This is a genomic window from Acidovorax sp. KNOB132, from assembly GCF_057541515.1.
Genome location: NZ_BAAJYT010000263.1, coordinates 1 through 4,798 on the forward strand (window position 1 = coordinate 1; position 4,798 = coordinate 4,798).

6 protein-coding genes are annotated in these 4,798 nt (G+C 69.5%); all 6 read left to right on the forward strand.

Going from position 1 to position 4,798, the window contains the following annotated elements; translation table 11 throughout:
* On the forward strand, positions 1–497 hold a 497-nt coding region (locus AC27IO_RS20465; RefSeq protein ID WP_498740479.1), incomplete at its 5' end, for a sensor histidine kinase.
* Positions 498–590: 93 nt separating this feature from the next.
* Positions 591–1,655 (forward strand): class II fructose-bisphosphate aldolase, encoded by a 1,065-nt coding sequence (fba, locus tag AC27IO_RS20470; RefSeq protein ID WP_092742855.1) that lies wholly within the window; start codon positions 591–593, stop codon positions 1,653–1,655.
* A gap of 142 nt (positions 1,656–1,797) precedes the next feature.
* Entirely contained in the window at positions 1,798–2,913 is a 1,116-nt protein-coding gene (locus AC27IO_RS20475; RefSeq protein ID WP_498740481.1) for a Re/Si-specific NAD(P)(+) transhydrogenase subunit alpha, read from the forward strand.
* Between the two features lie 16 nt (positions 2,914–2,929).
* Positions 2,930–3,676, forward strand: coding sequence for a hypothetical protein (locus AC27IO_RS20480; RefSeq protein WP_498740483.1), 747 nt, complete (start codon positions 2,930–2,932; stop codon positions 3,674–3,676).
* Between the two features lie 78 nt (positions 3,677–3,754).
* Positions 3,755–4,099: an NAD(P) transhydrogenase subunit alpha part 2 gene (locus tag AC27IO_RS20485; RefSeq protein WP_487114829.1), complete on the forward strand. Its 345-nt coding sequence runs from the start codon at positions 3,755–3,757 to the stop codon at positions 4,097–4,099.
* Positions 4,096–4,798, forward strand: a 703-nt coding sequence (locus tag AC27IO_RS20490; protein ID WP_498740485.1) for an NAD(P)(+) transhydrogenase (Re/Si-specific) subunit beta, incomplete at its 3' end; no start/stop codon positions are given. The genes AC27IO_RS20485 and AC27IO_RS20490, both read left to right, overlap by 4 nt.

The following is a 4,798-nucleotide window of genomic DNA, read 5'->3' on the forward strand; positions in this document are numbered from 1 at the left end:
TGCTCAACCAGCTGCTCGCCCTGGCACGCGCCAGCCGCACCCAGCTGCACGAGGCGGCCGCGCCCGTCGATCTGGCGGAACTGGCGCGCGGCGTGAGCGCCGACTACGCCCAGGCGGCCTGGGCGCGCGAGGACAGCATCGCCGTCGCGGCGCCCGGCGCCTTGGTCTGGCACGGCAACGCGGTGCTGCTGGAGATCGCCCTGCGCAACCTGCTGGAGAACGCCCTCAAGCACACGCCGCACGGCACCCGCATCGAGGTGCAGCTGGGGCAGGCCGAGCACGGCGGCCCCTGGCTGCAGGTGGTGGACGACGGCGCCCGGCACCATGCCCAGGGCGCTGCGCGCGCACCGGTGGACAGCCTGCACCTGGGGCACGAGATTGTCGCGCGCGTGGCGGAGGCGCACGGCGCGCGCTTCGGCCCGGGCGCCGTGCCGCCGCCATTCACCACCTGCTACCGTCTGGAATTCATGGATTCCCCGGCGGGGCCGACCGGATAAAATCGCCGGTTACGAAGCGGTTACCACCGCGGCCGACGGCCCTTCAGGGCCTGCGTGCCTTCCCCACTGCCCACCATTGAACGGACCCATCCCATGCCTCTCGTCTCGATGCGCGAACTGCTCGACCATGCCGCCGAAAACCGCTACGGCATTCCCGCCTTCAACGTGAACAACCTGGAACAGGTCCAGGCCGTCATGGCCGCCGCCGACGAGACGGGCGCCCCGGTCATCCTGCAGGCCAGCGCAGGCGCCCGCAAGTACGCCGGCGAAGCCTTCATCAAGCACCTGATCCAGGCCGCCGTCGAGGCCTACCCCCACATTCCCCTGGTCATGCACCAAGACCACGGCCAGAACCCCGCCGTGTGCCAGGGCGCGATCGACCTGGGCTTTTCGTCCGTGATGATGGACGGCTCGCTCGAGGCTGACGGCAAGACCATCGCCAGCTACGAATACAACGTGGACGTGACGCGCAAGGTCGTGGACATGGCGCACAAGGTCGGCGTCACGGTCGAGGGCGAACTGGGCTGCCTGGGCTCGCTGGAGACCATGAAGGGCGACAAGGAAGACGGCCACGGCACCGACGCCACCATGACGCGCGAGCAACTGCTGACCGACCCCGAGCAGGCCGCCGACTTCGTCAAGCGCACCCAACTCGATGCGCTGGCCATCGCCATCGGCACCAGCCACGGCGCCTACAAGTTCACGCGCAAGCCCACGGGCGACATCCTGGCCATCGACCGCATTCAGGAAATCCACCGCCGCATCCCCAACACCCACCTGGTGATGCATGGCAGCTCCAGCGTGCCGCAGGAGCTGCTGGAGATCATTCGCCAATACGGCGGCAACATGAAGGAAACCTACGGCGTGCCCGTCGAGGAAATCCAGAAGGCCATCCAGATCGGCGTGCGCAAGATCAACATCGACACCGACATCCGCCTGGCCATGACGGGCGCCGTGCGTAAGTTCCTGGCCGAGAACCCCGAAAAGTTCGATGCCCGCGAATGGCTCAAGCCCGCGCGCGAGGCCGCCAAGGCCATCTGCAAGCAGCGCTACATCGAGTTCGGCTGCGAAGGCCAGGCACCCAAGATCAAGGGCCACAGCCTGCAGGTCGTGGCCGGCCAGTACGCCGCGGGCGCGCTGGCCCAGGTGGTGAACTGACCCCCCGCACGCCAAGGCCCGGCGCATTCGCGTGCGCCGGGCCTTCGCCATGGGGGCGTGCCGATGCCGCGGAGCGCATCGGGTAAGCTCGGGCCCAGTGAGCGGAGATCGCCGAGCACACGCCAGCCGGGAGACAGACAACATGCAGATAGGTGTACCAGCCGAGTCCATGGTTGGAGAAACCCGGGTCGCCGCGACCCCGGAGACGGTCAAGAAGCTCAAGGCCCAGGGCCATGCGGTGCGCATCCAGGCGGGTGCCGGCGTGGCCGCCAGCGTGCCGGATGCCGCCTATGCCGCGGCCGGCGCCGAGATCGTGGACACCGCCAGCGCCTGGGGCGCCGACCTCGTGCTCAAGGTCCGCTGCCCCACCGAATCCGAAACGCCCCTGCTGCGCCCCGGCGCCACGCTGGTCGGCATGCTCAACCCCTTCGATGCGGCCGGCCTGCAGCGGCTGGCGCAGGCGGGCGTTACCGCCTATGCGCTGGAGGCCGCGCCCCGCACCACGCGCGCCCAGAGCATGGACGTACTGTCTTCCCAGGCCAACATCGCCGGCTACAAGGCCGTGGTGATCGCGGCCGACCGTTACCAGCGCTTCTTCCCCATGCTCATGACCGCCGCCGGCACGGTGAAGGCCGCGCGCGTGGTGGTGCTGGGCGTGGGCGTGGCCGGCCTGCAGGCCATCGCCACAGCCAAGCGGCTGGGCGCGGTGATCGAAGCCTCCGACGTGCGGCCCTCGGTCAAGGACCAGGTCGAATCGCTGGGCGCGAAGTTCATCGACGTGCCCTTCGAAACCGACGAAGAGAAAGAGGCCGCCCAGGGCTCCGGCGGCTATGCGCGCGCCATGCCGGCCAGCTGGCTGGAACGCCAGAAGGTGGAGGTGGCCAAGCGCGTGGCCCAGGCCGACGTGGTCATCACCACCGCCCTCATTCCCGGCCGGCCCGCACCGGTGCTGGTGACCGGGGCGATGGTGCAGTCCATGAAGCCGGGCTCGGTGATCGTCGACATCGCCGCTCCCCAGGGCGGCAACTGCCCGCTGACCGAAGCCGGCCAGACCGTGGTGCGCCATGGCGTGACGCTGGTCGGCGAAACCAACCTGCCCGCGCTGGTGGCGGCCGATGCCTCGGCACTCTACGCGCGCAACGTGCTCGATTTCCTCAAGCTCATCATCCACCCCGAAGGGGCCCTGCACGTGGACCGGCAAGACGACATCGTCGCCGCCTGCCTCGTGGCCCATGAAGGCGCGGTCACCCGCGCATGACAAGACAAGCATTCCTGTGAAGACCCGGCTTTCATCCCTGCTCCCCCTGTCCCCCCGCCTTGGCGGCCCGCTGCTGGCCATCGCCTCGCTGCTCACCCTGGCCGCCTGCGCGCCCGTGCAGCCCTCGCTGCCGCACGTGGGCCGTGCGCAGCTGGAACTGCCGCCGGGCGACTGGGAGGTGCTGGGCCGCCGCGACGAGGTGATCGACGTGCTGCCCGACGACACCTCCGCCGACCTGCCCACGCAGATGACCGCCATGGGCCTGCGCGGTCCGGGCAAGGACCGGCCGCTGCTGGCCGTGCTGCTGGTGCAGACCAACAGCACCAACTACCCGCGCGACACCACGCTGTGGACGGCCCCGTGCCCCCAGCAGCAGGGCGTGTTCGTCGAGGACAAGGCCCAGGGCAGCCCCGCGCGCATCGACTGCCTGCGCTACAAGCGCCGCGCCGATACTGAGGACTACCTGGCCAAGAACCGCCCCGCCGTGGCGCAGTGGCTGTCCATGAACCAGGCGGCGCCCGCCAAGCCGTACTCGCACGTGTTCTTCCGCTATGCCACCAACGGCGGCGCCATCGTCACCATCGATGCACTGGTCGATCAGCGCCTGCTGCGCCCGCCCACGCGCGACAACGAGGCCTTCCTGCGCGCCGGCCGCCCCGCGCTGGAGTGGGGCGACAAGATGGCGCAGGCCGCGCGGTTGAGCACCGCGATGATGGACGGCCGGCTGATCGTGCCGCCGTTCCCGGTCGCCCCGCCGCAGTAGCCATTCCGTCGTTCCGCCGTTCCGCCAGTCGTCCGTTCCTTCGCCCCGTTCGCCCCTTCACCTTCAAGGAGTGCTGCCATGGATGCCGTTTCCCCCACGCTGATCAACCTGATCATCTTCGTGCTGGCCATCTATGTCGGCTACCACGTGGTGTGGACCGTGACCCCGGCGCTGCACACGCCGCTGATGGCGGTGACGAATGCGATCTCGGCCATCGTGATCGTCGGCGCCATGCTGGCCGCGGCCCTCACCGAGACCACCCTGGGCAAGACCATGGGCGTGCTCGCAGTGGCGCTGGCCGCGGTGAACGTGTTCGGGGGCTTTCTCGTTACGCGGCGCATGCTGGAGATGTTCCGCAAGAAGGAGCGCAAGCCCGCGGCCTCCGCTGTCGCCGGCGCCGCTTCCGACAAGGCCGCGCCATGAGCATGAACCTCGTCACGCTGCTGTACCTGGTGGCCAGCGTCTGCTTCATCCAGGCGCTCAAGGGGCTCTCGCATCCCACCACCTCGATCCGGGGCAACCTGTTCGGCATGGCCGGCATGGCGATCGCCGTGCTCACCACCGCCGCGTTGATCTGGAGCGTCACGCGCGGCGCGCCCATGGGCCTGGCCTGGGTGCTGCTCGGGTTGCTCGTCGGGGGCGCTGCCGGCACGGTGATGGCCCAGCGGGTGGAGATGACCAAGATGCCCGAACTGGTCGCCTTCATGCACAGCATGATCGGCCTGGCGGCCGTGTTCATCGCCGTCGCCGCGGTGGCCGAGCCCTGGGCCTTCGGCATCGTGCCGCCCCCCGTTCCGGCCCTGGCCAGCGCCGCCACACCCGAGGGCACCGTGCTGGTGGAAGGCTTCGCGCGGCTGCCGATCCCGTTCGGCAACCGGCTGGAGCTGTTCCTGGGCGCGGCCATCGGCGCCATCACCTTCAGCGGCTCGGTGATCGCCTTCGGCAAGCTGTCGGGCAAATACAAGTTCCGCTGGTTCCAGGGCGCGCCGGTGCAGTTCAAGGGCCAGCACCTGCTCAACCTCGTGCTGGGCCTGGCGACCATCGGGCTCGGGTTGGTCTACATGGCCACCGAGAGCTGGACCGCCTTCTTCGCCATGCTGGCGCTGGCGTTCGTGATGGGCG

Bases quoted from the DNA above. Each gene is read 5' to 3' on its own strand.
- AC27IO_RS20485 (WP_487114829.1), top strand. From the start codon at position 3,755: ATGGATGCCGTTTCCCCCACGCTGATCAACCTGATCATCTTCGTGCTG.
- AC27IO_RS20475 (WP_498740481.1), top strand. From the start codon at position 1,798: ATGCAGATAGGTGTACCAGCCGAGTCCATGGTTGGAGAAACCCGGGTC.
- fba (WP_092742855.1), top strand. From the start codon at position 591: ATGCCTCTCGTCTCGATGCGCGAACTGCTCGACCATGCCGCCGAAAAC.